General features: G+C 71.9%; 21 protein-coding genes and 1 pseudogene. 11 read left to right on the top strand and 11 right to left on the bottom strand.

All coding sequences use genetic code 11. From position 1 onward, the window contains the following. Positions 1 to 234 precede the first annotated feature (234 nt). Entirely contained in the window at positions 235 to 1,287 is a 1,053-nt protein-coding gene (locus ABIA38_RS28270; protein ID WP_424641678.1) for an LCP family protein, read from the bottom strand. A 49-nt stretch (positions 1,288 to 1,336) separates the two neighbouring features. Beyond that, positions 1,337 to 1,858, bottom strand: a complete 522-nt coding sequence (locus ABIA38_RS28265; protein WP_424641677.1) for a GNAT family N-acetyltransferase — start codon at positions 1,856 to 1,858, stop codon at positions 1,337 to 1,339. Positions 1,859 to 2,162: 304 nt separating this feature from the next. Between ABIA38_RS28265 and ABIA38_RS28260 the strand changes: the two genes are divergently transcribed. From ABIA38_RS28260 to ABIA38_RS28235, 6 genes and pseudogenes are all read left to right on the top strand, one after another. After that, complete coding sequence (locus tag ABIA38_RS28260) at positions 2,163 to 2,417, top strand: hypothetical protein (protein ID WP_424641676.1); 255 nt, start codon at positions 2,163 to 2,165, stop codon at positions 2,415 to 2,417. Between the two features lie 118 nt (positions 2,418 to 2,535). Continuing rightward, complete coding sequence (locus ABIA38_RS28255; protein ID WP_424641675.1) at positions 2,536 to 3,120, top strand: Uma2 family endonuclease; 585 nt, start codon at positions 2,536 to 2,538, stop codon at positions 3,118 to 3,120. A gap of 207 nt (positions 3,121 to 3,327) precedes the next feature. Beyond that, a pseudogene (locus tag ABIA38_RS28250) lies at positions 3,328 to 3,555 on the top strand (DUF2397 family protein); the annotation flags it as partial. Between the two features lie 220 nt (positions 3,556 to 3,775). Then, a complete protein-coding gene (locus tag ABIA38_RS28245; RefSeq protein ID WP_424641674.1) occupies positions 3,776 to 4,828 on the top strand; it encodes an SbcC/MukB-like Walker B domain-containing protein in 1,053 nt (350 codons plus the stop codon). Next, on the top strand, positions 4,825 to 5,061 hold the full coding sequence (locus ABIA38_RS28240; RefSeq protein ID WP_424641673.1) for a hypothetical protein: 237 nt from the start codon (positions 4,825 to 4,827) through the stop codon (positions 5,059 to 5,061). The genes ABIA38_RS28245 and ABIA38_RS28240 overlap by 4 nt, the downstream gene beginning before the upstream one ends. Next, positions 5,058 to 6,365, top strand: a complete 1,308-nt coding sequence (locus ABIA38_RS28235) for a TIGR02679 family protein (protein ID WP_424641672.1) — start codon at positions 5,058 to 5,060, stop codon at positions 6,363 to 6,365. The genes ABIA38_RS28240 and ABIA38_RS28235 overlap by 4 nt, the downstream gene beginning before the upstream one ends. A 191-nt stretch (positions 6,366 to 6,556) precedes the next feature. Here the strand turns inward: ABIA38_RS28235 and ABIA38_RS28230 are convergent, their stop codons facing one another. The 3 genes from ABIA38_RS28230 to ABIA38_RS28220 all read right to left on the bottom strand — a co-directional run bounded on the left by ABIA38_RS28230 (position 6,557) and on the right by ABIA38_RS28220 (position 11,609). Beyond that, entirely contained in the window at positions 6,557 to 8,692 is a 2,136-nt protein-coding gene (locus ABIA38_RS28230) for a 3-hydroxyacyl-CoA dehydrogenase NAD-binding domain-containing protein (RefSeq protein WP_424641671.1), read from the bottom strand. After that, positions 8,689 to 9,936: a thiolase family protein gene (locus ABIA38_RS28225; RefSeq protein WP_424641670.1), complete on the bottom strand. Its 1,248-nt coding sequence runs from the start codon at positions 9,934 to 9,936 to the stop codon at positions 8,689 to 8,691. Before ABIA38_RS28225 ends, ABIA38_RS28230 begins: the two co-directional genes overlap by 4 nt. A 245-nt stretch (positions 9,937 to 10,181) precedes the next feature. Continuing rightward, complete coding sequence (locus ABIA38_RS28220; RefSeq protein WP_424641669.1) at positions 10,182 to 11,609, bottom strand: amino acid permease; 1,428 nt, start codon at positions 11,607 to 11,609, stop codon at positions 10,182 to 10,184. Between the two features lie 280 nt (positions 11,610 to 11,889). On the opposite strand from ABIA38_RS28220, the gene efeO reads away from it, so the two are divergent. Both efeO and efeB read left to right on the top strand, forming a co-directional pair. Continuing rightward, a complete protein-coding gene (gene efeO / locus ABIA38_RS28215) occupies positions 11,890 to 13,026 on the top strand; it encodes an iron uptake system protein EfeO (protein WP_424641668.1) in 1,137 nt (378 codons plus the stop codon). 71 nt (positions 13,027 to 13,097) lie between these two features. Then, entirely contained in the window at positions 13,098 to 14,384 is a 1,287-nt protein-coding gene (efeB, locus tag ABIA38_RS28210; RefSeq protein ID WP_424641667.1) for an iron uptake transporter deferrochelatase/peroxidase subunit, read from the top strand. Positions 14,385 to 14,468: 84 nt separating this feature from the next. Here efeB and efeU read toward each other — a convergent pair whose 3' ends face one another. The 4 genes from efeU to ABIA38_RS28190 all read right to left on the bottom strand — a co-directional run bounded on the left by efeU (position 14,469) and on the right by ABIA38_RS28190 (position 18,595). Then, positions 14,469 to 15,317, bottom strand: a complete 849-nt coding sequence (gene efeU / locus ABIA38_RS28205) for an iron uptake transporter permease EfeU (protein WP_424641809.1) — start codon at positions 15,315 to 15,317, stop codon at positions 14,469 to 14,471. Between the two features lie 209 nt (positions 15,318 to 15,526). Continuing rightward, positions 15,527 to 16,804 (bottom strand): HRDC domain-containing protein, encoded by a 1,278-nt coding sequence (locus ABIA38_RS28200; protein ID WP_424641666.1) that lies wholly within the window; start codon positions 16,802 to 16,804, stop codon positions 15,527 to 15,529. Between the two features lie 346 nt (positions 16,805 to 17,150). Then, positions 17,151 to 17,819, bottom strand: coding sequence for a response regulator transcription factor (locus tag ABIA38_RS28195; protein ID WP_078974877.1), 669 nt, complete (start codon positions 17,817 to 17,819; stop codon positions 17,151 to 17,153). Positions 17,820 to 17,998: 179 nt separating this feature from the next. Beyond that, a complete protein-coding gene (locus ABIA38_RS28190; protein ID WP_424641665.1) occupies positions 17,999 to 18,595 on the bottom strand; it encodes a DUF3000 domain-containing protein in 597 nt (198 codons plus the stop codon). A gap of 106 nt (positions 18,596 to 18,701) precedes the next feature. On the opposite strand from ABIA38_RS28190, the gene hemE reads away from it, so the two are divergent. From hemE to hemQ, 3 genes are all read left to right on the top strand, one after another. Beyond that, the gene (gene hemE, locus ABIA38_RS28185) at positions 18,702 to 19,766 is read left to right on the top strand and encodes a uroporphyrinogen decarboxylase (RefSeq protein ID WP_424641664.1); all 1,065 of its coding nucleotides are present in this window, start codon (positions 18,702 to 18,704) and stop codon (positions 19,764 to 19,766) included. Between the two features lie 118 nt (positions 19,767 to 19,884). Further along, entirely contained in the window at positions 19,885 to 21,357 is a 1,473-nt protein-coding gene (hemG, locus tag ABIA38_RS28180; protein WP_424641663.1) for a protoporphyrinogen oxidase, read from the top strand. 30 nt (positions 21,358 to 21,387) lie between these two features. Then, positions 21,388 to 22,185, top strand: a complete 798-nt coding sequence (hemQ, locus tag ABIA38_RS28175) for a hydrogen peroxide-dependent heme synthase (protein WP_424641662.1) — start codon at positions 21,388 to 21,390, stop codon at positions 22,183 to 22,185. A 39-nt stretch (positions 22,186 to 22,224) separates the two neighbouring features. On the opposite strand, the gene ABIA38_RS28170 is transcribed toward hemQ, so the two are convergent. Beyond that, positions 22,225 to 22,629 carry a hypothetical protein gene (locus tag ABIA38_RS28170; RefSeq protein WP_424641661.1) on the bottom strand — a complete coding sequence of 135 codons (405 nt, stop codon included), beginning with the start codon at positions 22,627 to 22,629 and terminating at the stop codon, positions 22,225 to 22,227. Continuing rightward, positions 22,626 to 23,438 (bottom strand): DUF692 domain-containing protein, encoded by an 813-nt coding sequence (locus ABIA38_RS28165; RefSeq protein ID WP_424641660.1) that lies wholly within the window; start codon positions 23,436 to 23,438, stop codon positions 22,626 to 22,628. Before ABIA38_RS28165 ends, ABIA38_RS28170 begins: the two co-directional genes overlap by 4 nt. Positions 23,439 to 23,473 lie beyond the last annotated feature (35 nt).

Genomic DNA, 23,473 nt, shown 5'->3' with positions numbered 1-23,473 from the left:
GTCATGCCGGCGAGACGTCCTGCACCGACCGCACCGATGACGCCGTACGTGTCCCGCCTTCCACAAAGTCCAAGTCCTCGGCCCGACGCCGCCTGCGCGGCCGTTCACCGCCTGCGCCGACAACCCCATGCGCCCAGGATGTCCTGCGCAGTGGCGACATCCTCACCCCCGACCCGACCCGACCACACCGCACCCGCTGCCCCGCTCGCCCCCTCCTGCCTCCGTCTCCACCTCTCACGGTCGCCAGAGTTCGCCCGGGGCCGGGGTCGGCCAAGGGATGTCGGCGCGGACCGCGGCGAACAGTTCCGTGCAGCGTTTGTCGTCGAGGAGGACCACGCTCTGGCCGCCGCCGCGGGTGTCGAAACCGGCGACGGGGGCGGTGCGGAAGGCCAGGTCGCTCTCGTTGATGCCCTTGAGGTCCGCGGCCAGATCGAGCAGCGCCTTGAGGTTCAGATTGTCGTCCACGGTCAGCGACCTGGTCAGCGACTGCAACAGGTTCTGCGTGCGCAGCGGGCTGCCCAGGACGCCGTCCGCGGTGACCTGCTTCGCGATCGCGCCGAGCAGTTGTTGTTGGTGTGCGACCCGGTCGAGGTCGCCGCGTGGCAGCCCGTAGCGCTGCCGGACGAACTCGAGCGCCTTGGTGCCGTCCAGCTTCGTCCGACCCTTGTCGGCGTCCACCGTCACTCCGCCGAGCGCGTCGACCATGCCCTTGAAGCCGGCGAAGTCCACCGCGGCGTAGTGGTCGATCCGGACGCCCGTCAGGTTCTCGACGGTGGCCACGAGGAGCGCCGGCCCGCCCCAGGAGAAGGCTGCGTTCAGCTTGGCCTCGCCGTGCCCCGGGATGGACACCCACGAGTCGCGCGGCAGCGAGATCGCCGAGATCGAGGCGTGGCCGGCGGGCAGGTGCAGGATCATCATGGTGTCGCTGCGCCGCCCCCGCAGCGCCTCGGGATCGGCGCCGGCCGCCGCCGCGTCCATCCCCACGAGCAGGATGTTCAGTGCCCCGCGGGCCGCCGGATCCCCGGGCGGTCTCGGGCCCGCGGCCGGGATGGCCGCCCGGTCGAAGACCCCGTCGATACGCTTGATGTTGGCGTTGAGCGAGTACAACAGCCAGACGGCGCACCCGCCGACCACGAACAGCGACAGGGTCAGCAGACAGATCAGCGCGACGAGCGCCTTGCGGCGGCGCGACCAGGACGTGCGTTCGGGCGTCGGGGGCGGCTCGGCCGCCTCGTCCGGCCCGTCGACCCCGGCCGACTCGCCCGTCGCACCCAGCGCATCCGTCATGCGCAGAAGTTAGCTGACCAACCGTCAGCAACGCCGGGGAAATCGCAAATCAGTGCGGATGGTGCGGGTGGTGCGGATCCGAGACCGGTCGCCGCATACACACCCGAGGCCACCGATCGAGCCCGACCGCCGCCTCATGCGCCCGGATCGCCGCCAGGCCGGGCGTCACCTCGGCCGCGTCGAGCATCCGGAAGCCGAGCCGCGCGTAGTACGGCGCGTTCCACGCCACGTCCACGAACGTGGTCAACGTCAGCGCGAGCCCGCTCTCCTCCTGCACCCGATCCAGCAACGCCCGCCCGAGCCCGCGCCGCGCCGCGTCCGGATGTACCGACACCTGCTCGATGTGCGCGGCCCCGTCCACGAGATCCCAGATCACGTACGCGAGCGCCGGCTCGCCGACCACGAGGCACCGCCCGTCGTCCCGATACCGAGCCAACTCCGCGACGGAGAGCGGCTCGTCCGCCGCGATCTCCGGCATTCCCACCGCCGCGAACGGCACCCCGGCCGCCACCTCGATCTCCCGCAGTCGCTCCAACTCGGCAACCTGCGGCATCCGAATCAATTCAGTCACCCCACAATCCTGCCGTGTCCGAACCGCGCATCGCCGATCGGGGACACACCGGCCCGATCGCCCACGGGTTCCGACCGATTCGTCCCGATGACGTGGAACCGTTCGGGTGACTTTGTGGCGATGGAGCGCCGGCACCCGCTTTTCGGGCGGTATGAGTGGCTCGTTCCTACATGATCTCGGGAGGCGACAGGTGCGGATCTTCAAACGTTGGCGGTCGGTCACGGCGGCGGGCGGGGCTGTCGTGGCCGGCGTCGTACCGGCCGGTGCCGGCGCCGTCCAGGCGGCCTCGACGGAGCGCTGATCGGTGGATCGCCACGAGGTGTTCCTCGCCCTGCGCCGAGGCGGTGTGGCGCAGGGCGAGATGTGGATCCAGGACGCGCACGAGCCCGTGCCGCTGCTACCCGAGTTCGTGTCCCTGCGGCGTGCCGGTGCGGGCCGGCAGACCGGGGTCTTCGAACGCGGCGAGTGGTATGTGGTCGCCGATTTCACCGACGAGGCCGCAGCATGCGAGCACCTGCTCCACACCCTGGCGCTACCGGCGGACCCGTCCCGCGAGTGACCGATGCCGCGTGGGCCGCCACGTCGAAATCCCGAAGTCGCTCGACCTCGCTCGGCGGGGGACGTGGGCGCGGCGAGGGTACGGTACGGGCCGGATCGGAAGACGAGGAGTTGTCGCGATGACCGCGCTTCCCGAGTGGCTGGATCCGCCGCCGACACACGGATGGACCGTCGACGACCTGGATCGCCTTGCCGACGACGCGCCGCGCCACGTCGAAATCATCGACGGGGCCCTGATCCCGACCGGCCCCCGGACCGCGTTCCACGGTCTGATGCTGAAGGCGCTGGAGAACGGACTGACCCGGCAGAAGCCCAAGGATCTGCTGGTCATGCGGGAATGGACCGTTGTGGTCGCACCGCCGCAGGGCCCGGAACCCGACATCCTGGTGATTCCCGACGCGCTGCTGCGCGACCCCATGCAGACCCGGGTGGATGCTCGACACGTCCTCCTCGCCGCGGAGGTCGTCTCCGCCGACTCGCGCACCCGAGACTACGGCCGCAAGCGGCACCTCTACGCCGAGGCCGGCATCCCGCACTACTGGATCATCGACTACGAGCAGGCCACCAAGACGACCCGGATCTCCGTATACGAGCGCGACCCGGGCACCGAGGCATATGTGGCGACGGGGCTGTTCCACGACGTGGTCGAGGTCAAAGTGCCCTTCCCGGTCGTGCTCGATTTGTCCTGGTCGGCGATTCGTTGACGGTCGGCCGCGCCGCCGTACGCCCGGTGGGTGGTGGGGCATGGCGTTTCGCGAGTTCGGGGGAGGGGTCGACGGGGGGCGTTTAGGTTGGGTGGATGACGCGCGGGGACCAGGAGGATCGAGCTCGGCTGGTTGCGTACACCTATCTGAGCGTGTCGGAGCGGGAGGACTATCTCGCCGTCGTGCGGTTGTTTCGGGTCGTCGCTGATGGCCGATCTGTCGGCGCACGAGGTTGCCGAGCGGCTCGGGCGCGACGATGTGGAGGTCGTCACCGCGCGGTTGGACGCGCTGGTCGGTTGGGGCAACCTGATTCGCAGCACACATCGGGTGCGGGCGGCCGGCATCGCCGAGTTTCAGCGGGCTCGGGCGCGCTATCAGATCTCCAAGCTCGGTGAGCGCATCCAGCGGGACGTGGACGACGTGCTCACGTGGGCGGACGCGGCGCGCGAGGTGGCCGCCGAGTTGCTCGCGCTGGTGGATCGGGAGTTGGGCGGCCGCGCGCGAGGGATGGCGCGCGGCGCACCTCGAGCACACCCGCCAGGTGTCCGGGCACGAGGACAGCCTTCGCCGGCCGGCCGAGGAACAGGCCGCGTTGGCCGTACCGGAGGCCGCGCTCGGCGAGGACCCGTAGGCCATCCTGGCCCGCGAGCGGGAGGTGTCCGGGTGCCTGGACGAGGCCCGCACCGAGATCCGCCCCGCCGAGCACGCCGTGCAGGAGACCCACGACGAGGCCATCCGAACCGAGGCCGAACGCGACGCCCGCAAGGCGGACCTCACCGCCCTCGAGGCGGCGGTGGTCGCCGCCGGCGCCGAACTGCGCCGCGCGCTCGCGCTGCCCGAGGTCCAGCGCGGCGCCGGCCTGGACGGGGCCGAGGCACTGATCGCGCCCGAGCCGCCCGACACCGACGTGCGTGCCCGGATCCGCGCCCTCGACGGCCTGCTGCGGGAGATCCGGGCCCGGCTCCGGGCACCGGCGAAGGACGTCTCCGACACGACCCTGCTCAACCGGTACACCGAACTCCAGGCCGGCCTGCGCGGCGGCTACGACGCGGTGTTGACCGAGACCGACGAGGTCAAGCTGTGCCACATCACCGACGACCACGGTCGACACGACGTGGCCCTGATCGCCCGCCGGCTCGCCGGCCGGGCCGAGGACGCCCGCACCCGCCTCTCCGAACGCGAGCGGGAGGTCTTCGAGAAGTACCTGCTGGGCGAGTTGGGCGACAACCTGACCGGCCAGGTGTTCGCCGCGACGTCACTGATCGCGCTGATGAACGAGACCCTGGACGACGTGCGTACCTCACACGGGCTCGGCGCACGTCTGGTGTGGCGGATCCGTGAGGACGCCGACGCCGACGCCGACACCCGCGCCGCGGTCGACCTGCTCGACGGTTCCGCCGCGTTGCGCTCGCGCGAGCACGCGGAGAGCCTGCGGGCGGTGCTCCAGCGCCTGATCGAGGCCGAGCGACACAAGGACCCGACCGCCGGCTACGCCGTGCATCTGCGCAAGGCGCTCGACTACCGCGAATGGCACACCTTCGCGGTCCAGGTGCTCGACGACGCGCGCCCGGGCACGGCCCGTACCCTCAACGCGCGGATCGGTCTCAGCCAGGGCGAACAGCGGGTGATCTCCTACCTCGTCCTGTTCGCCACCGCCGCCGCGCACTTCAAGTGGTCGCCGCCGGCGCGGTCCAGGCGCCGCGGATGATCCTGCTCGACGACGCGTTCGCCAAGGTCGACGAACCCACCCACGGGCGCCTGTTGGGCCTCCTGGTTCGGATCGACCTCGACTTCGTGCTGACCAGCGAACGCCTGTGGGGGACCTTCCGCGAGGTGCCGTCCCTGCACATCTACGAATGCCTGCGCGACCCGCATCACCGCGGCGTGGCCACCCTCCATTTCACCTGGGACGGCTCCCGCAAGCATCTGGTGGCGACGTGAGTCCGAACCCGCCCGCCGGCGCGACGGGCGCGGCGCGGACCGGCCCGCCGGCGCGGGCGACACCGCCGAACGCGGGCGATTCCCCGGCGGTTTCCGCCGCCACGCCGGCCTGGCTCGCCGGCCCCGAGCTCGCCGACCTGTGGCACCGCCTGCGCGTGCGCCTGGAACGCAACGGCCATGCCGTCCAGGGCCACATCCGCGGCGCACACTGGGACCAGGCCGAGCGCCGGGCATTGTCGATGCTGCTCGGCCGGCCCGTCCCGCCGACGGGAAATGTCACCGTGTCCCTCGCCGACGTCGACGCCCGACTGCGCGCCGGCGCCGGCGGCCTCGTCCCCGCGCTCGAAGCACTCGACGGTCCGCTGCGCGATCGCCAGGGCGAACGCCGCAGCGCCCACGACACCACGAAGCGGCTGTGGGACCGGGCCGCTGTGCTTGCCGACCGCGAATGGGTCGAGTCCGTACGCCGCCGCTCCGGCGCCCTCGCCCGCCTGGACGCGGACGCCGCGCTGCGGCTGATCGAACAGGGTGCCCGGGTGCCGACCGCGCTCGACCCCGACCACCCCGTCGGCCGCGGCGACCTGGCCGCGCGGGTCACCGGCACCGCGCACGGCCTCGACGACGGGACGCTGCTCGCCCGGATCGTGCTGCGCGGGTTGGCGCTGCGATACGCGAACGGGGTGCTGCCCGCGCACGCGCCCGGTCGGCGCGACCTGTGGCGAACGGCCGGCGCGGTCGCCGACGAGGTCTCGGCGACCGTACTGACCCTGGGCCTGCGACCCCCCCGGCCCGAGCCCGGCGTCCCGCCTGCTGCGCGAGCGCACCGACGCGGGCTTCGAGACCCACCCGACCCTGCGGGAGCTCCGCCGACTGGCGGCCCACCCGTGGCGCCGGGGACGCGGGTCCACGTCTGCGAGAACCCCCGGGTGGTGGAGGTCGCCGCCGATCGTGGTGCGCGAGCTCCGCTCGTGTGTACCGCCGGCAACCCGGCGACCGTGGTGACCACCCTCCTCGAAGCCCTTGCCGAATCCGGTGCCCGGCTGTGCTACCACGGCGACTTCGACTGGCCGGGCCTGGCGATGGCCGACCGCCTCCTGCGCGGCGCCTCCCCGTGGCGGATGAGCACCCCGGACCACGAAGCGGGCATTCGCCTGGCCCGATCCCACGTCACCCCACTGGAGCCGCTCGCGGGCAGCCCGCACGACGCCACCTGGGATCCCGAACTCACCCCGACCATGCTCGCGTCGGGCGTCAAACTCGAGGAGGAGACGGTCCTCGACATCCTGGCCGCCGACCTGACCTGACGACCCGATGTGCCACGCCGGAACACGCGCGCCGGTACACGCGCGCCGACGCCCCGGGGCCGACCCGACCGGTGCCGCCCGGGCGATTCGGCGTCGGCACGCGGTGCCGAATCGCCGATGTCCCGCCCGCGCCATGCCGAAGGGGCGGCCTCCGACCCGTCGGAGACCGCCCCTTCGTGGTGTGCTGTCGCCTACCGCGGGACGGAGGCGACCCCCGCCGGGAGGAAGCGCTTGCCGAGGGTCTTCTCGCTGACCCCGGCGCGGTCCAGGTAGGGGGTGATGCCACCCAGGTGGAAGGGCCAACCGGCGCCGGTGATCATGCACAGGTCGATGTCCTGGGGGGCGGCCACGACGCCCTCCTCCAGCATCCGGTTGATCTCGTCGGCCAGTGCGGCCAGCGCGCGGTCGCGGACCTGCTCCTCGGTCGACGGAGAGTCGCCCACCTGCAGCAGCGCGGCCACCTCCGGGTCGACCTCCTGCGCGCCCGAGGCCCAGGTCAGGAACGAGCGCTTGCCCGCCTTGACCACCCGCTCCAGGTTCGGCGACACACCGAAGCGGTCCGGGAAGGCGCCGTGCAGCGTGCCGCCCACGTGGGCGGCGATCGCCGGGCCGACCAGTTCGAGCAGGACCATCGGGGACATCGGCAGCCCGAGCGGGGCCAGCGCGTTGTCCGCGACCTCGATCGGGGTGCCCTCGTCCACCGCGGCCAGCACCTCGCCCAGGAAGCGGGTGAGCACCCGGTTGACCACGAACGCCGGGGCGTCCTTGACCAGTACCGAGGTCTTCTTGAGCTGCTTGGACACGGCGAACGCGGTGGCCAGCGTGCCGTCGTCGGTCTGCTCCGCGCGGACGATCTCCAACAGCGGCAGGATCGCGACCGGGTTGAAGAAGTGGAAGCCGACGACCCGCTCGGGATGGGCCAGCTTCGAGGCCATCTCGGTGATCGACAACGACGAGGTGTTGGTGGCCAGGACGCAGGTCGGCGAGACCACCGCCTCGACCTCGGCGAACACCTGCTGCTTGACCGCCATCTCCTCGAACACCGCCTCGATCACGAAGTCGGCGTCCGCGAACGCGTCCTTCGTCAGCGAGCCGGTGACCAGCGCCTTGAGCCGGTTCGCGGCGTCCACCGAGATCCGCTTCCTGAGCAGCAGCTTGTCGACCTCGGCGTGCACGTAGCCGACGCCCTTGTCCACCCGCTCCTGGTCGATGTCGGTCAGTACCACCGGCACCCGCAGGCGACGCGCGAACAGCAGCGCGAGCTGCGAGGCCATCAGCCCGGCGCCGACCACGCCGACCTTGGTGACCGGGCGCGCCAGCTGCCGCTCGGGAGCGCCGACCGGGCGCTTGGCGCGCTTTTGCACCAGGTTGAACGAGTAGAGCCCGGCGCGCAGTTCGTCGCCCATGATCAGGTCGGCGAGCGCGTCGTCCTCGGCGTCGAAGCCGGCCTGCAGAGTGGCGACATCACCAAAGCGGGCGTTACGCGCCGCGTCGATGATCTCCAGCGCGCGATAGGGCGCGGGGGAGGCCCCGTGCACCTTCGAGTCGGCGATCTCGCGACCCCGGGCGATCGCCGCGTCCCAGCCCGCGCCGCGGTCGATCTCCGGGCGCTCGACCACGATTTCGCCGGAGACGACCTTGCCCGCCCACACCAGCGACCGGGCCAGGAAGTCGGCCGAGTCCACCAGCGCGTCCGCGATCCCGAGTTCGAATGCCTTGGGGCCGTTGAGCTGGCGGTTCTGGTTGAGCGCGTTCTCGATGATCACGGTGACCGCGCGGTCCGCACCGATCAGGTTCGGCAGCAACACGCAGCCGCCCCAACCCGGGACCAGGCCCAGGAAACACTCGGGCAGCGAAAAGGCCGGTACCGCGGTGGAGATGGTGCGGTACGTGCAGGCCAGGCCGATCTCCACGCCGCCGCCCATGGCCGCGCCGTTGTAGAACGCGAACGTGGGCACCGGCAGCGCGGTCAGCCGCTTGAACGTGTCGTGGCCGGCCTTGCCGATGGCGTGCGCGTGCTCGCGCTCGGCGACCTTCTCGACGCCCTTGAGGTCGGCGCCGACCGCGAAGATGAACGGCTTGCCGGTCACCCCCGCCGCGACGATCCCGCCCGCCGCGGCCAGTGTCTCGACCTTGTCGATCGCGGCGTTCAACTCGCCCAGACCGGCCGGACCGAACGTGTTCGGCTTGGTGTGGTCGAAGCCGTTGTCGATCGTGATCAGCGCGAATTTGCCCGCGCCGCCGGGGAGATCGAGCACGCGTACCGGGAAGTGCGAGACCAGCTCGTCCGGGAAGACCTCGGCGGCCAGTCGGGTCAGGTCGCTCACTTGTCGTTCCCCTCGGAGTTCGCGGCGGAGGTCGCGGTGCCCTCGGCAGTCGCGGTCCAGTTCGGGTTCTCCCAGATGACGGTGCCGCCCATGCCGAGCCCGATGCACATCGAGGTCAGGCCGTAGCGCACCTCGGGGTGCTCTTCGAACTGCCGGGCGAGCTGCGTCATCAGCCGTACGCCCGAGGAGGCGAGCGGGTGGCCGAAGGCGATCGCGCCGCCGTACTTGTTCACGCGCGGGTCGTCGTCGGCGATCTTGTAGTGGTCCAGGAAGGACAACACCTGGACCGCGAACGCCTCGTTGAGCTCGAACAGGCCGATGTCCTCGATGGTGAGACCGGCCCGCTCCAGCGCCTTCTCGGTGGCCGGGACCGGACCGATGCCCATCACCTCGGGCTCGACGCCGGCGAAGGCGAACTGCACCAGGCGCATCTTGATCGGCAGGCCCAGCTCGCGCGCGGTGTCCTCGGCGGCGAGCAGACACGCGGTCGCGCCGTCGTTGAGGCCGGCCGCGTTGCCCGCGGTGACCCGGCCGTGCGGACGAAACGAGGTCTTCAGCGCGCCGAGCCCGTCCATCGTGGTGCCCGGGCGCATCGGCTCGTCGACGGTGGCCAGCCCCCAGCCCTGCTCGACCGAGCGGGCCGCGATCGGGACCAGGTCGGGCTGGATCTTGTTGTCGACGTACGCCTGGGCGGCCTTCTCCTGGCTGCCGACCGCGTAACGATCCGCGCGTTCCTTGGTCAGCTGCGGGAAGCGGTCGTGGATGTTCTCCGCGGTGTTGCCCATGACCAGCGCGGACGGGTCCACCAACTGCTCGGAGATGATCCGCGGGTTCGGGTCGGCGCCCTCGCCCATGGGGTGTCGGCCCATGTGCTCGACACCGCCGGCGACCACGACGTCGTAGGCGCCGAACGCGATGCCGCCGGCGGCCGTGGTGACCGCGGTCATCGCGCCCGCGCACATGCGGTCGATCGAGTAGCCGGGCACCTCGCGCGGCAGTCCCGCGAGCAGCGCCGCGGTGCGGCCGATGGTCAGGCCCTGGTCGCCGATCTGCGTGGTGGCCGCGATCGCGACCTCGTCCACACGGGCGGGCGGCAGCGCCGGGTTGCGGCGCATCAGCTCACGGATGCACGCGATGACGAGGTCGTCGGCGCGCGTCTCGTGGTAGATGCCCTTGGGGCCGGCCTTGCCGAAGGGGGTACGGACGCCGTCTACGAAGACGACGTCCCGGACGTTACGAGGCACGAGCGCACACTCCTCCTGCGATGGGTACGAGCCCCATGCTACTCATGAGTAACCAAAGGGCCTAGTGCCGCGCCCGGCAACGTTTGCCCCGGCGCGGTGTTCGGTGCGGTGCCTCGGTGCGCCGCCGGAACGTTCTCGTACCGGAGTACTCGGATGTTTCGGCGGGGTGGCGAGCGCAGCAAGGAGCCCGAAGGGCGGATGCCGTGCCGGGCGCCGTGACGGGGCAAACGTTGCCGGGCGCGGCACTAGCCCTTGGTGCCACTGTGGTCACCGACCGGCCGGTCCGCGGCCCGCCGACGGGTCAGCCACACGTACACCGGCCCGCCCAGCGCGAGCAGTACCAGCCCCTGCCAGATCACCGTCCACCCGGAACCGACCACGGCCCAGATCGAATAGGCCGCCGCCAACACCGCGATCAGGCCGTACTTCACCAGCGCCGGCCCCGCGAACGCGGCCCGGTCGGTGCGCAGCAGGCGCAGCAGCGCGATCGCGGTCAGCCCGTAGGGGACCAGTGAGATGGTGGTCGCGATCAGGATGATCCGCTCGAACTGGTCGGCCAGACCGCCCCCGGCGGTGCTCAGGATCAGCAGGGTGACCAGCACGTTCGAGGCGATCAGGCCGAACGCCGGGGTGCCGTTCGCGTCCAGGCGGGCGAACGGTCGCGGGAACAGCCCGTCGCGGGCCGCGGCGAGCGGGATCTGCCCCTGCATCATCACCCAGCCGACCATCGCGCCCAGGCACGCGATCAGCCCGCCGGCGGCGACGATCCAGCCGCCCGCGGCACCCACCAGGACCCGGGCCGCGGCGGCGAAGGGGGCGGGGGAGTCGGCGAGTTCGGCGGCCGGTACCAGGGTCATCACCACGAAGGTGCCCAGGACGTACACACTCGCCGCGAGCACGACGCCGAGCACGGTGGCGCGCGGGATGGTCCGCCGCGGATCGCGCACGCTGCCCGCCGGGACGGTCGCCGACTCCATGCCGACGAACGCCCACAGGGTCAGCGTGGCCGCGCTGGTGACCCCGGCCGCGGCCGAGCCGCCGCCCGGGTTGAACTCCGGCACGCTGCCCCGGTCCAGGAAGAACAGGCCGACCACCGCGATGCCGACCAGCGGGATCAGCTTGAGCGCGGTCAGCACGATGGACACCACGCCGGCCGAGCCGACACCGCGGATGTTCAGCAGCGTCGCCGCCCAGGACAACGCGGCGGCGATCACCGCGCCCAGGAACCGATGGTGCGCGAGCGGCTCGACGAAGTAGGCCAGGTAGCTGACCGCGGCGATGGCGATCGCCGCGTTGCCCACCCATACCGCGATCCAGTAGCCCCATCCGGTGAAGAAGCCGATCCGATCGCCGAACACCCGCTGCACGTAGGCGTACGGGCCGCCGGTATCCGGATACATGGTGCTGAATCGCGCGAACACCAGCGCGAGCAGCAGCGCGCCGGCCGAGGTGAAGCCCCACGCGACCAGGGCCAGGCCGCCGTAGCGGGCGAGCGCGCCGGGCAGCAGGAAGACCCCGGAGCCGATCATGTTGCCCACCACGAGCGCGGTGCACGCGAGCAGGCCGAGTTCCCTGGGCCTGCCGCGTTTGCCGAGGGGAGCGGGAGTACCGGTGTCGGCGGCGGCGCGAGCCCCGGGGAGTGTTGCGGCGGGGGCCTGCTCGGCGGTGGTCACGGGTGCTCCAGGTTGAACGGACTTGGCACGACCCTACGTATATATCGGGCTTGCCATGCTTTGCCGCGCCAAAGGTCCCGGAGGGGACGTGACGTGATCCACTTTCGCCGAACCGTGCCTTTACTCGGTTTTGACTGTGTGGAGTCGTTCGGCTGACAAAATAAGCCAAGCCTAGGCTTGGTTAGCCTTGCCTAATAATTGCTTTTCGTCCCTTGTATCCAGGTCTGTCCGTCTGCCGGGCCTCGACCCGTCTTCGCCTGTCTCGTCCCCGGGAGAGTTCATGTCTGTCGTCCGTCGCCGCCCCGTCGCCCGTGTGCTGGGCACCGGGCTGCTGCTCGCGCTGCCGCTCGGGCTCACCGCCTGCAACAGCGACGACTCCTCCGGCGACGCGATCAAGGTGACCGCCAAGGACAAGTCCTGCGACGTCGCCAAGAAGGACTGGCCGGCCGGCAAGAACAGCCTCAAGGTGACCAACAAGGGCAACCAGATCACCGAGCTCTACGTCTACGCGCAGGGCGACCGCATCGTCACCGAGCGGGAGAACATAGGTCCCGGCACCTCGGCGACGCTCAACTTCGAGATCAAGGCGGGCAAGTACGAGGTCGCCTGCAAGCCCGGCATGAAGGGCGACGGCATCCGCCAGACGATCACCGTCGCGGGCACCCCCGCCGAGAAGGCGGTCGACCCGAGGTTGGCCCAGGCGGTCGCGCACTACCGGGTGTTCATCACCGACACGGTCAACCAGATGTTGCCGGTCGCGACCGACTTCGTCACCGCGGTCAAGGCGGGCGACGTGGCCCGGGCCAAGGAGCTCTACCCGAAGTCGCGCCTGGGCTGGGAGACCATCGAGACGGTGGCGGAGAGCTTCGGCGACCTCGACCCGCAGATGGACGCGCGCGAGGCGGACCTGGAGCAGGGCAAGGAGTGGTCCGGGTGGCACCGGATCGAGAAGACCCTGTGGACCACCGGCCGGATCACCGACACCGAGAAGGGCTACGCGGACCGGCTGCTCGCCGACCTGAAGACGCTCCAGTCGCGGATCAACACCGTCGAGATCACCCCGACCTCGATCGCCAACGGCGCCAAGGGCCTGCTCGACGAGGTCGCGACGAAGAAGATCAGCGGCGAGGAAGAGGCGTTCAGCCACACCGACCTGTCCGACTTCGCGGGCAACGTGGACGGCGCCAAGAAGGCGTACGACCTGCTCAAGCCGTTCGTCGCGGAAAAGGACGCGGCCCTGGCCGCGACCCTCGACGGCGAGTTCGTCAACATCCAGGGTCAGTTGGCGAAGTACAAGCAGGGCGAGGGCTACGTCGGCTACGACACGGTCGACGCGGCCAAGCGCAAGGAACTCTCGGACGTGGTCAACGCGCTCGGCGAACCGCTGTCGAAGCTGGCCGGCGTCGTCGCCCAGTAGAGTCCGACGCCATGCCCGACGCCACACCGATCGAAGAACCCGCCGAACCAACCGTGCACAGGGAGGGCCCCATGACCGAGATCGAACCCGTCGCCGAGACGGTCGAGCCGTCGGGCGACGGCGTCAGCCGGCGGGCGCTGCTGGGCTGGACCGGTGGCGCGCTGGTGGTCGGCGCCGCCGGGGCCGGCGGCGTGGCCACCGCGGTCACCAGGACCGACGACGACACGTCGAGCGGCCCGGCCCGCGGCGCGGTGGACTTCCACGGCGCCAACCAGGCGGGGATCGCCACGCCGGTCCAGGACCGGTTGCACTTCTGCGTGTTCGACGTGATCACCGACGACCGCGCCAAGCTGGTCCGGATGCTCCAGCAGTGGACCGCCGCCGCGGCGGCGATGACCGCGGGCAAGCCGATCGGTACCGGCGCGGACAGCGGCATCCCCGAGTCGCCGCCGGACGACACCGGCGAGGCCCTCGGGCTGCCGCCGAACAACCTCACGCTCACCGTGGGCTTCGGCCCCTCGCTGTTCACCAAGGACGGCAAGGACCGCTTCGGCATCGCCGCCAAGAAGCCCGAGGCGCTCGCCGAACTGCCCCCCTTCCCCGGGGACAAGCTCGACCCGCAGCGCTCCGGCGGCGACCTCGCCGTCCAGGCCTGCTCGGACGACCCGCAGGTCGCGGTGCACGCGATCCGCAACCTGGCCCGGATCGGCTTCGGCGTGGTGTCGGTGCGTTGGTCGCAACTGGGCTTCGGCAAGACCTCCTCGACCACGCCCGAGGCGATGACGCCGCGCAACCTGTTCGGCTTCAAGGACGGCACGCGCAACATCGCCGGTACCGAGTCCGACCGGCTGCGCGAACACGTGTGGGTGCCGGCCGGCGAGGGCCCGGACTGGATGACCGGCGGGTCCTACCTGGTCGCCCGCCGGATCCGGATGCACATCGAGACCTGGGACCGGACCTCGCTCAAGGAGCAGGAGGACGTGATCGGCCGGAGCAAGGGGGTCGGCGCGCCGCAGGGCGCCACCGGCGAGCACGACGTGGTGCCGCTCAAGGCGCTGCCGGAGAAGTCGCACGTGCGGCTCGCGCACCCCGACTCCAACGGCGGGGTGACCATCCTGCGCCGCGGCTACTCGTTCGTGGACGGCTCCGACGGCCTGGGCCGGCTGGAGGCGGGCCTGTTCTTCCTGGCCTACCAGCGCGACCCGCGCAAGGGCTTCATCCCGCTCCAGCAGAACTTGGCGGGCAAGGACTCGGACGCGATGAACGAGTACATCCAGCACGTGGGTTCGGCGCTGTTCGCCTGTCCCGGCGGGGTGCGCGGCGCGGACGACTACTGGGGCAAGGCACTGTTCGGCTGAGCCGGCCGAACCCTCCCGGCAACGCACGAAGGGCCCGATCCGAGGAGGATCGGGCCCTTCGGCGTAGGTACGGTGCGCGGCCGGTCAGGCGGCGGCGGGGGTCTCCCGGTTGGCCGGGGTGGGTGCCTTCTTGGTGCCCTTGGGCAGCAGGAAGAACAGCGCCATGATCGGGATCAGGTAGACGAGCCAGACGGTGACCTGCAGGACCGTGGGGTCGGGCTGGAAGTTGAGGATGCCCTTGAGCAGCGTGCCGTACCAGCTGTCCGGCGGGATGGTGTCGGTGATGTCGAAGGCCTGGTTGGTCAGACCCGGAAGGTAGTCGGCCTCCTGCAGGTCGTGCACGCCGTAGGCGAGCACACCGGCGGCGACCACGACCAGGCCGGCGCCGGTCCACAGGAAGAACTTGGCCAGGTTGATCCGGATCGCGCCGGCGTAGAAGAGGTAGCCGAGCACGACGGCGGTGCCCAGGCCGAGCGCGACGCCGATCATCGGGTCGGTGTTCTCGCCGGTGGAGCGCGCGGTGCCCCACACGATCACCGCGGTCTCCAGACCCTCGCGACCCACCGACAGGAACGCGGTCAGCACCAGCGCGCCGGTGCCCATCGCCAGCGCGTGATCCAACCGACCCTGCAACTCCGCCTTCAGCGCATGCGACGTGCGCCGCATCCAGAAGATCATCCAGGTGACCAGCAGCACCGCGAGGATCGACAGCGTGCCGCCGAACGCCTCCTGCTCCTTGAAGTCCATCTCCGCCGAGGTCAGTTCCAGGGCGGCCTCGAGCCCCACGCTCATCGCGACGGCCGCGCCGATCCCCACCCACACCGCGGGCAGTGCCTCACGCCGACCGGTCTTGACCAGGTAGGCGATCAGGATGCTGACCACGAGAGCCGCCTCCAGGCCCTCGCGCAGGCCAATCAGATAGTTGGCGAACACAGGCCACCCCACGGACTCGAACAAATGTTGAAATTAGGCGAGGCTAACCAAACCATCCGGGGGGATCCGGCGTCAATGTGGACAAAGCAAAGCTCGGGTAAGGCGGTTCGCGCGCGGGTCGCCCGCTCGACGGCCCGCCCGGGCGCGGCCCGGTGGGGCCGCGCGGGTGGTCGACGGGATCGGGTGAAGCCGCTACTCGCGTCGCGGGCTCAGGCGCTGGTGCCGTTGGCGGCGTGCGCGGCCAGCCGCAGGAACGCGCCGGACAGGGCCGGCGCGGTGAGGCCGACCTGCCACGGCCGCGCGCCGAACGCGCGCAGTACGTCGCCGACCGCGTCCGCCGTGGGCGCCGACGGTGGTGCCCAGGCGAGCCGGCGCACGTAGTCCGGCGCGAGCAGATTCTCCGTGGGCAGCGTGTGCTCGTCCGCGATGGCCGCCACCGCCGTCTTGGCCGCGGTCAACCGTTCCGCGGCGGCCGGGTCCTTGTCCGTCCACGCCCGCGCCGGCGGCGGACCCTCGTGCGGCAGCGTGGACATCGGCAACTCGACCTCGGGCAGCGCCCGCGCCTGCTCGATCGCGGCCAGCCAGACGCCGGCCTGACGTCTGCTGTCCCGGCCGGTGAAGCCGGGCAGCGCAAGCAGCGCGGCCACCGACCCCGGCCCGGCCAGCGCGGCCTCGACGATCGCGGTGTCCGGGATCACCCGCCCCGGCGAGACGTCCTTCTGCCGGGCGATGGTGTCCCGGGCCTGCCACAACGCACGTACGATCGCCAACTGCCGACGCCGGCGCACCCGATGCAGCCCGGACGTACGCCGCCACGGATCGACCCGGGGCGCGGGCGGCGGCGCGGCGGCGATCGCGGCGAACTCCTCCAGGGCCCAAGCCAGCTTGCCCTGCTCGACCAGCACCGCCTCCAGCTCGTCGCGCAGTTCGATCAGCACCTCGACGTCGAGCGCCGCGTAGCGCAGCCACGGCTCGGGCAGCGGCCGGGTCGACCAGTCCACCGCCGAGTGCCCCTTCTCCAGCGAGAAGCCGAGCACGGTCTCCACCATCGCCCCGAGCCCCACCCGGGGGAAGGCGGCGAGCCGGCCGGCCAGTTCGGTGTCGAAGATCCGCCGGGGGATCATGCCCACCTCGGCCAGGCACGGCAGGTCCTGGGAGGCGGCGTGCAACACCCACTCGGCGTCGACGATCGCCGCGCCGAGCTCGGACAGATCCGGACAGGCCGCCGGGTCGACCAGTGCACTGCCCGCGCCGGCCCGGCGCAGCTGGATCAGATAGGCGCGTTGTCCGTAGCGATAGCCGGACGCCCGTTCGGCGTCGACGGCGACCGGTCCCGCTCCGGCGGCGAAGGCGGCGACGGTCTCGGCGAGCGCCCGCGGATCCGCCACGACCGGCGGTACGCCCTCACGAGGTGCCAGTAGCGGGACCGGCGCCGGGGGGACCGGCGCCGGAAGTTCGGATGAGGTTTCGAAGGAGGCGTCGGTCACCCCACCAAAATAACCCGCCCGTCCACCCGATCGGGCAGGTCCCCGCCAAGGTGGGCGCGCCACGGACGGTGTACGGCGATCGGAAACCGCCCGAAATCAGCCGGCCCCGGGAATCCGGGAGGCGGCGGGGCGGCGGAATCGGCGGGCGCGAGCGCGGGTCCGGCCGCCACCCGGATCCGGCCGCGCGCTCCGGGGCCGGCCGCCCGGCGCGGACGCCGGGCCTGCCGCCGCCGGACACGCCGAATCCCGGCGGGTGGGTCCACCCGCCGGGATTCGGCTGTACCTGATGTGGCTGTACCTGATGTGCACCCGAGATGAGGTGTCCTGCATGCCCCGCCGTGTGGCGTCAGCTGATGATGCCCGCCCGCAACGCGAGGGCCACCATGCCGGCACGGTCGCCCGTGCCCATCTTGCGGGCGATGCGGGCGAGATGGCTCTTGACCGTCAGCGCCGACAGGCCCATCGCCTGGCCGATCGCCTTGTTGGACCGGCCCTCCGCGACGAGGCGCAGGACCTCGATCTCGCGCGCCGAAAGCTCCCGGACGCCGGAGCCGGGCTCCGTCCCGCGCTGTTCCGACGGACGCATGCGGTTTGCCTGGGGCATCCCGTGGTGCATTCCCGCTTGCCGTGCGTGTCCAGGGTTCAGTCCCGCTCGCGCGCCGGTCACCACATAGCCCCGAACGCCCGCGGCAAGCGCGGAACGAACGGCACCGATGTCGTCGGCTGCGGAGAGTGCCAAGCCGTTCGGCCACCCGGACGCGCGCATCTCGGTGAGAAGCGTGAGTCCGGAGCCGTCCGGCAGGTGCACGTCGGCGACACACAGGTCGCGCGGCGTGCCGGCACGGGATCGAGCCTCGGCGATGGTCGACGCCCCGACGACGTCGCGCACACCGAGGGCCCACAGGTGGCGGATGACCGCGTCACGAACCCGAGGGTCCGCGACGACAACCATCGCCGTGGGCTTGGAAGGACGGTAGGCAAGCAGGTTTGCAGGGTGATCGAGAAGTACCGACACCGGGCCTCCTGCGCAGTGATCGCGATTCCCGAAGAAGCGGCCCGACCAGCTACTCCTTCGGGGTGGTCACCCTGTCCTTCGGCACATATGGCGCCGGGCTTTAGAGGAAGATCCAAATCCGTTATGCGACGTTGACCCGGGTGTGTGACCGGGGGGTCTCGGACCGGTGACCCGGCGTGTCAGGAACCTGGTCGTGCGGGTCGGCGCGGTATGGCGACGACCCCCTCGCCGGAAACCACCGGCGGCAAACCCGCGCACGTGCACATGAGTTCGGTCCAGGCCAGCAGGTGCGGCAACAGGTCGTCGTCGGCGGGCGTCCAGGACGCGCGAATCTCGATCTCGGTCCGGGCGATCTGTCCGGAGAGCCCGCCGAAGCCCTGCGACGTACTGCGGCTGACCGTGCCGCTGGGGGCGCGGAAGGCGGCGCCGACCGCGTGCAGCGACTCGGTCAGCCAGGTCCAACCGACCTCGGGCAGCAGCGGGTCCATCGCCAGCTCGGGTTCGAGTTCGGCGCGCGTCATGGTGACCACGCGAAACGTCCCCTCCCAGGCCTCGTGGCCCGCCGGGTCGTGCAGCAGCACGATCCGGCCGCCGGCCAGTTCGTCCTCGTCCTCGCCCAGGGCCACCTCGGCCGCGAAGGCCGCCGAATGGGGCGCCAGGCCGCGCGGCCGGGACATCTCCTCGAGGACGATCTCCGGGCGCAGGATCGCGGCCCGCCATCCGGCCAGCGCCTGCCGGAACTCCTCGGGCTCCTCGGTCTCGCCGACTGCTGCCATGACTTGCAGCCTAGGCCGCGTCGGGGTGCGCGGGCCCGGGCGACGCGCCGGGCGGGGCGCTCCGTCTGGGCCGCCCGGTCCGGGCCGCCCGCGCGCGTCTGGGACGATGGCGGATGTGACCGAAACGAGCCTTCCGCACGCCGCCGTCAAAGACTCGGCCTTCCTGCGCGCCTGCCGACGCGAACCCGTGCCGCACACCCCGGTGTGGTTCATGCGTCAGGCGGGTCGTTCGCTGCCCGAATACCGCAAGCTGCGCGAGGGCATCGCGATGCTCGACTCGTGCACGCGGCCGGACCTGGTCACCGAGATCACCCTGCAGCCGGTGCGCCGGCACGGGGTGGACGCGGCGATCTTCTTCAGCGACATCGTGGTCCCGCTCAAGGCGATCGGCGTCGACCTGGACATCCGGCCGGGGGTCGGTCCGGTGGTGGCCGACCCGATCCGCTCGCGGGCCGATCTCGCGCAGTTGCGCGACCTCACCCCCGACGACGTCCCCTACATCACCGAGGCGGTCGGGCAACTCGTCGGCGAGTTGGGCGCCACGCCGCTGATCGGCTTTGCCGGCGCGCCGTTCACCCTGGCGAGCTACCTGGTCGAGGGCGGGCCGTCGAAGAACCACGAGCTGACCAAGGCGCTGATGTACGGCGACCCGCAGCTGTGGGCCGACCTGGTGGACCGGCTCGCGGAGATCACCTCGGCGTTCCTGAAGGTACAGATCGAGGCGGGCGCGTCGGCGATCCAGCTGTTCGACTCGTGGGCCGGGGCGTTGTCCGCGGCCGACTATCGGGCGTCGGTGCTGCCGGCGAGTACCAAGGTGCTCTCCTCCGTCGAGCACTACGGCGTGCCCCGGATCCACTTCGGGGTCGGTACGGGTGAGCTGCTGCGCATGTTCGGCGAGGCGGGGGCCGACGTGGTCGGGGTCGACTGGCGGATCCCGCTGGACGAGGCGGCGGAGCGGGTCGGGCCGGGCAAGGCGCTCCAGGGCAACCTCGACTCGGCGGTGGTGTTCGCGCCGTGGGACGCGGTCCGGGCCAAGACGGACGAGGTGCTCGTCGCCGGGCGTGCCGCCGAGGGACACATCTTCAACCTGGGGCACGGGGTGTTGCCGAACACGGACCCGGAGATGCTCACCCGCATCGTGGCGCACGTCCACGAGGCGAGCGCGCGGTAGGGCTTTTCGGCCTCGGGCGCGGCGCCGGCGCCTACCGGGCCGCATCGGTTCGTGGTCGGGCCCCTTGCCGTCCGCACCCGGACGTCGCCGACGTGTGGCCGGTTCCGGGTCTCGGGCGATGCTCGTGAGAAGGTGCGGTGTGGACAGTTCGCCGGCGGTAAACGGTCGTCATGTCGTCGTCGTGGGTGGCGGCATCGCCGGTCTCACGGCCGCCTGGGTCCTGCTCCGGGACGGCGATCCGCAGCTGACCGTCACGGTCCTCGAGGGCTCCGCCCGGGTCGGCGGCAAGCTGCACGCGGGCACCATCGCCGGTGTTCCGGTCGACGAGGGAGCCGAGTCGATGCTGGCCCGGCGGACCGAGTCGATCGACCTGGCCCGCGAGGTCGGCCTGGCCGCCGACCTGCAGCCGCCAAGCACCGCGAGCGCGTCGTTGTGGACGCGCGGCGCGCTGCGGCCGATGCCGCGCGGGCATGTGATGGGTGTGCCCGGCGACCTGGAACCACTCGCCGCCAGTGGGGTGTTGTCGGCCGCGGGTCTGGCCCGGATCCCGCTGGACCACGCGCTCGCGCCGCACCGCTACGAGGACGACGTCTCGGTGGGCCGCTATGTCGCCGAGCGGGTCGGCCACGAGGTGGTGGACCGCTTGGTCGAACCGCTCCTCGGCGGGGTGTACGCGGGCAACGCCTACGACATCTCGCTCGCGGCGGCCGTCCCGCAGCTGCTCCCGTTCGCGCGGTCCGGCGGTTCGCTGGTCGCGGGCGTGCGCGGGCTGCTGGAGGGCGCCGCCGCCCGCCCGCAGGGGCCGGTGTTCATGGGCATCCGCGGCGGGGTCGGCCGGCTGCCCGGGGCGGTCGCCGGCGCGGTGGTGGGCACCGGGCGCGGCGAGATCCGGACCCGCAGCACGGTGCGTGAACTGGAGCGCACGGCGACCGGCTGGCGGCTGATCACCGGGCCGACGAACGCGCCGGTCCCGGTCGAGGCGGACGCGGTGGTGCTCGCGGTGCCGGCGGCGCCCGCGGCCCGGTTGTTGCGCGCGCACTCGACGGTCGCGGCCGTGGAACTGTCCTCGATCGAGTACGCCGGCATGGCCCTGGTCACCCTCGCGTTCCGGCGCGCGGACCTGACGAGCGTGCCCGAGGGCAGCGGATTCCTGGTCCCGCCGGTCGACGGCCGGCGGATCAAGGCGAGTACGTTCGCCTCGAACAAGTGGGCCTGGCTGGCCGAGGCGGACCCGGACACCTTCGTCCTGCGTACCTCACTCGGGCGCGCCGGCGAGCAGGCCGCGCTGCATCGCGAGGACGCCGAACTGGTCGCCGACTCGCTCGCGGACCTGCGGGAAGCGGTGGGGCTGAGCGCCGAACCGATCGACACCAGGGTCACCCGATGGGGCGGCGGGCTGCCGCAGTACGCGGTGGGCCACCTCGGTCGGATCGCGTGCGTGCGCGACGCGGTGGAGCGGCTGCCGCGGCTCGCGGTGTGCGGCGCGGTGTACGAGGGTGTGGGCATCCCGGCGTGCGTGGCGAGTGCGACGGCGGCCGCGACCGAGGTGCTGGCCGAGCTCGCCGGGCCGCTCGCGCGCCCCGTGCACTGACCCCGGGGCCGAGCGAGGCAGAATCGGACCATGACGCAAAGCACCGCGGAGAACACTCCGGAACCGGTCGACGCCGCCGCAGCCGTGATCGACGCCGCCCTGAACGACGACGTCCTGGAGTCCGAGGGCGAGCCCACGCCGATCCGGCGCAAGGCCCGCGACCTCAACCAGGTGATCAGGTACACGATGTGGTCGGTCTTCCGGCTTCGTGAGCCGTTGCCCGGCGAGCGCGCCGGCCTGGCCGGGGAGATCGAGCAGCTGTTCGAGCAGCTGTTGGACAAGGACGTCGTGGTGCGCGGTACGTACGACGTCTCGGGCCTGCGGGCCGACGCGGACCTGATGATCTGGTGGCACGCGGAGGACTCGGACGCGCTCCAGGAGGCGTACAACCGTTTCCGCCGGACCGGGCTCGGCCGGCTGCTCGAACCGGTGTGGTCGAACATGGCGCTGCACCGTCCGGCGGAGTTCAACAAGAGCCACATCCCGGCGTTCCTGGCCGAGGAGACGCCGCGCGACTACGTCGCGGTGTACCCGTTCGTGCGTTCGTACGAGTGGTACCTGCTCGAGGACGCCGAGCGGCGCCGGCTGCTGGCCGAGCACGGGCAGATGGCGCGTGGGTTCCCGGACGTGCGGGCCAACACCGTTCCCTCGTTCGCGCTCGGCGACTACGAGTGGATCCTCGCCTTCGAGGCCGACGAACTGCACCGGATCGTCGACCTGATGCGGCACCTGCGCGGCTCGGAGACGCGCCGGCACGTGCGCGAGGAGGTGCCGTTCTACACCGGTCGCCGGCACCCCGTCGGCGAACTGCTCGCCGGCCTGGCCTGAGCCTCGCCCCGGCGTCGGCCCGCCCGACGCCGGGGACCGTCACCCGTGCGAGTGCGCCTGCGGGTGCGGGCGACGGCGCAGCCGGGCCCGCAGGCGGTCCCAGGCGGTCGGCGTGTGGGTGACCAGAGCCCTGGCGAGGGCGACCGGCAGCGTGCCCCGCGCACGCAGATGGTCGACGAACGCCTGTACGTCCGCGTGGGTGCCGCCGGTGGCCGGCTTCGGGTGGACCGGGGCCCACGCCATGAACTCGCCCGGCCACCGGGTGCCCAGGGCACTCGCCAGTTCCGGCACCGCCCGCACCGCCGAGTCGCGACGCTTGGCCGCCAACGCCCGCGCCTGCACCCGCACCCGCTCGGCGTCGAACCCCGCCGGCACCGGCCCACCGGCCACCAACGCGGCCAGCAACTCGCCCTGCTGTCGGGCCAGTCGCTCGCGGGCGCTCACGAGCGCACCGCCGGGCCGGTGACCACCGCGCGGATCGCGGCCAGCTCGCCCGCCAGTTCGGTGGTCGAGGGGAAGTCGCTGTCGCGTTCGAGGAGTACGCGCGGTGGCGGGCGCAGGGCGCACAGTGTGGTCAGGATCTCCAGGATCGGTGCGGTGACCGGGTGTGCGTGGGTGTCGTGCCACAGGCCGGCGCGTTCGACGCCGCCGGCCACGTGTACGTACTCGACGGCTTCCAGGGGCAGCTCGGCCAGGGCGGTGGCCGGGTCCAGGCCGTGGTTGACCCGTTCGGTGTGCAGGTTGGCCACATCGATCAGCAGGCGTACGCCGGTGCGGTCGACCAGTTCGGTCAGGAACCGGGCCTCGGTCATCTCGTTGTGCGGCCAGGACAGCAGCGTGGCCGGGTTCTCCAGGGCCAGGGGGATCGGCAGCGCGTCCTGGGCGATGCGCACGTTCTCCGCGACCACGTCGAGGGCGTCCCACGTCATCGGCGTGGGCAGCAGGTGACCGGCCTCCAGGCCGCCCGCCCGGACGAACGCGAGGTGTTCGCTGACGAGCGGCGAGTCCAGCGCGCTCGCCACCTCGGCCAGCCGGGCCAAGCGGGCCGGGTCGGGGCGGTCCGCGCCCGCCAGGCCGAGGCCGACGCCGTGCGGGATCACCTCGACGCCTCGCGCGCGCAGTACGCGCAGCGACTCGGGGAGGTGTTCGGCGCAGATGTTCTCGGCGATGACCTCGACGAAGTCGACGCCGGGCAGGCGCTCGATGGTCAGATCGATCTCCGCTCGCCAACCGATTCCCACCGCTGTCCCCATGTGCCCAGCATGACGTGCCCGGTCGGGGCGCTCAC

It is taken from the genome of Embleya sp. AB8, from assembly GCF_049739465.1.
In the GTDB taxonomy this organism is placed as follows: domain Bacteria; phylum Actinomycetota; class Actinomycetes; order Streptomycetales; family Streptomycetaceae; genus Embleya.
This window is presented reverse-complemented; position numbering and strand designations above follow the sequence as displayed.

What these genes read in the sequence shown, in the direction of transcription:
- ABIA38_RS28270 (WP_424641678.1), bottom strand. Translation starts at nt 1,287, where the DNA reads ATGACGGATGCGCTGGGTGCGACGGGCGAGTCGGCCGGGGTCGACGGG.
- ABIA38_RS28255 (WP_424641675.1), top strand. Translation starts at nt 2,536, where the DNA reads ATGACCGCGCTTCCCGAGTGGCTGGATCCGCCGCCGACACACGGATGG.
- ABIA38_RS28240 (WP_424641673.1), top strand. Translation starts at nt 4,825, where the DNA reads ATGATCCTGCTCGACGACGCGTTCGCCAAGGTCGACGAACCCACCCAC.
- efeO (WP_424641668.1), top strand. Translation starts at nt 11,890, where the DNA reads ATGTCTGTCGTCCGTCGCCGCCCCGTCGCCCGTGTGCTGGGCACCGGG.
- efeB (WP_424641667.1), top strand. Translation starts at nt 13,098, where the DNA reads ATGACCGAGATCGAACCCGTCGCCGAGACGGTCGAGCCGTCGGGCGAC.
- ABIA38_RS28190 (WP_424641665.1), bottom strand. Translation starts at nt 18,595, where the DNA reads ATGGCAGCAGTCGGCGAGACCGAGGAGCCCGAGGAGTTCCGGCAGGCG.
- hemE (WP_424641664.1), top strand. Translation starts at nt 18,702, where the DNA reads ATGGCGGATGTGACCGAAACGAGCCTTCCGCACGCCGCCGTCAAAGAC.
- hemG (WP_424641663.1), top strand. Translation starts at nt 19,885, where the DNA reads ATGCTCGTGAGAAGGTGCGGTGTGGACAGTTCGCCGGCGGTAAACGGT.
- hemQ (WP_424641662.1), top strand. Translation starts at nt 21,388, where the DNA reads ATGACGCAAAGCACCGCGGAGAACACTCCGGAACCGGTCGACGCCGCC.
- ABIA38_RS28165 (WP_424641660.1), bottom strand. Translation starts at nt 23,438, where the DNA reads ATGGGGACAGCGGTGGGAATCGGTTGGCGAGCGGAGATCGATCTGACC.